The following is a 2456-nucleotide window of genomic DNA, read 5'->3' on the forward strand; positions in this document are numbered from 1 at the left end:
CCTTCGAGAATCCGCCATTTCCTTTTCTGTTCACGTCCAAAGCGACACACTGATGGTGCGTCGGGCCTGTGTAATCTTCCTGAGATCCTGCTTCAAATCCTCCGGTTAAAAGGGCGATTACATACAGGGCATATTTTGGTTGGTAAGTCAGATTTAGATTTAGTCTTTCCCATACATGATATGATATTTAGTCTCAGTGTGTGAAAAAAGCATTGTTTATATTACCTTTGCTAGTTTTTTGCTGTTCTGATTTTTGCTTATTTTACTATACCTATTAATTATTTTACCGAAAAAAGATGATTTTGAGAATTTAAAATTTATCTACTTTTAAAATATCAAATCTAGGCTTCTAACTATAAACAATTTTTCCTTCTACCAAGAGGAATATACAGCCAAAAGTTGGGAATTTTAGATAATTTTTTTCTTCTTGATTAATTTATGCAAAAATGAAGACTTGTAAAAACTTATTGACGAATATTTTTCCTTATGTATTGCTTTTGATGATGACGGCGATAGCTCTTTATTTTACGAGGCCAGTTTCTTTACAAATTCGTTGGAATGATGAAACACTTTACTACACTGTAGCTCAAAATATTGTGCGTCATTTTGACTTTAATAGTAATCATTATTTAGCTAGTAGTATTATTCAAAAGGGTTATCCGACTAAGGATACTCATCTCCCTGGTTATCCTTTGATTTTGGCTGTTGGTTTTTTGATTGGTGGCATTAATGAAAGAACACCGTTTTTTGTTAATTATTTTCTGCTGATTTTGACGATATTTTTAATTTTTACAGTTGGCAGATTCATTGCTAATCAATGGGTTGGTTTTGGGGCTAGTTTGATTTATTTGATTTATCCTTACACTTTAATTTTGACTCATTCAGTAATGACAGAAATATCGGCTGCTGCTGTAATCATGGTAGTTGTTGCTCTTTTGTTTGTACAAAAAGAAAGCTTTTTAAAAGGGATATTTTTAGGTTTAGTAATAGCTTTAGCATATTTAATCAAACCATTCTTATTAACCTTGTTTCCTGCAAGTATAGCTGTTTTGTGGATTGAGAAAAATCAACATTACAAAAAAACTTTATTGAGCTTACTATTTTCTTTTGGATTACTGTTTGTCACTGTTTTAATTCCCCTTTCTCAAAATCAAGAAATTTATCCCTATGCAGCAACAATAATTTTATCCCAATCTAATTTGACTGATATGCTGAGAATGATCTGGGAAAATTTTCTATTTAATTGCACTCTCATAATTAATTTTAAAAAATTTTCAGTCTATGGAACAATTACTATTTCAATGCTAGTGTTATGGAGTATTAATTTAGCTGTACTTGCAACAGCAAGTTATCAAAAAAAGTTACAACGATGGCAAAAATATACAAATTTATCTATTTTTAGCTTAATTAATTTTCTCTCAGCTTTACTGGCATTTTTATTACTTTATCAATATATTAATGCAACTAGAGGATTAGCAGTTTTTTCTCCATTAATGGCAATCTTATCTGTGACTGGTTTGTGGCTATTAACACCACAATTAAAAATCAAAAAAGTAGTAGCTATTGGATTAGGAATTTGTCTGTATTTAAGTTACTCAAACTTTGTCACTTTTCACCTACTCAGAAAAACCCAACAAAGACAGTATCAACGTTTATCTACTAATAGTTCCCGATTAGAAAAAGTCATCTCAAAATTGCCAATTCAACCACAGGTAGTTATGTCTGAAAAAAATCTTTATTTAGCGATCGCTAATTATCCAACTCAAGTAATTTGGCAATTACCCCAAACATTACATGAATTACGAGAAGTAGAAAAAAAAGTGAGAGTAGAATTGATAGAATTAAAAGATTCTGACCCAATTTTTCAAGAAAATTTACAAGTTTATCAGAATTTAAACCTATTAAATAACCGTTACATCTTACAATACCAAGACCAAAATTTTTATTACTATTTAAGATTGGATAAATAATATACATCAGATAAAATAATTTTCTAAATATGGAAGTATATTTTATGAAATATTCGCCGTTTTTTTTAGATAAAAAAAATGCTTATGTATAAAAAGAATCTATCAATTTATCTCTTTTAAATTCTGACTTATAGCATCCTAATATAAACGATACCAGAAGTAATTTAATCTCAAAAAATTCAAACAGGTAAATTTATATTGGTCACTAATATCTTCAACAAAAAACAGATGGAAATTTACAACCATTAAAACCTGGGAAACTAAGGTTTAGTCATTTGACAAATGCGGAACTAGACTTAAGATAACTAGTATCAGACTGTTGCTAATACTAAGTTATACCAGTTTGAAAAAATAATGCTTTGAAGAAGGAGACAGGAGACAGGAGACAGGAGACAGGAGGAAAATTACATGGGGATTCGCTCCCCCAAGTAATTTTGAACACTCCAGTTGACGGTGGGGTATTAAACCCACAAAGAAAATGATAAA

3 protein-coding genes are annotated in these 2456 nt (G+C 30.3%); 2 read left to right on the top strand and 1 reads right to left on the bottom strand.

The genetic code is table 11. The features are described from left to right. Positions 1 to 92: 92 nt before the first annotated feature. Positions 93 to 173: a DUF2256 domain-containing protein gene (locus F6K13_RS35495; RefSeq protein WP_353735729.1), complete on the bottom strand. Its 81-nt coding sequence runs from the start codon at positions 171 to 173 to the stop codon at positions 93 to 95. 273 nt (positions 174 to 446) lie between these two features. Here F6K13_RS35495 and F6K13_RS28345 point away from each other — a divergent pair, with 273 nt between their 5' ends. Together F6K13_RS28345 and F6K13_RS28350 are read left to right on the top strand one after the other, a co-directional pair. After that, on the top strand, positions 447 to 1970 hold the full coding sequence (locus F6K13_RS28345) for a glycosyltransferase family 39 protein (RefSeq protein WP_124143438.1): 1524 nt from the start codon (positions 447 to 449) through the stop codon (positions 1968 to 1970). 359 nt (positions 1971 to 2329) lie between these two features. Further along, entirely contained in the window at positions 2330 to 2452 is a 123-nt protein-coding gene (locus F6K13_RS28350) for a hypothetical protein (RefSeq protein ID WP_275670435.1), read from the top strand. Positions 2453 to 2456: the final 4 nt, after the last annotated feature.

The sequence above is a fragment of the Okeania sp. SIO2B9 genome, assembly GCF_010672505.1.
GTDB lineage: Bacteria > Cyanobacteriota > Cyanobacteriia > Cyanobacteriales > Microcoleaceae > Okeania > Okeania hirsuta.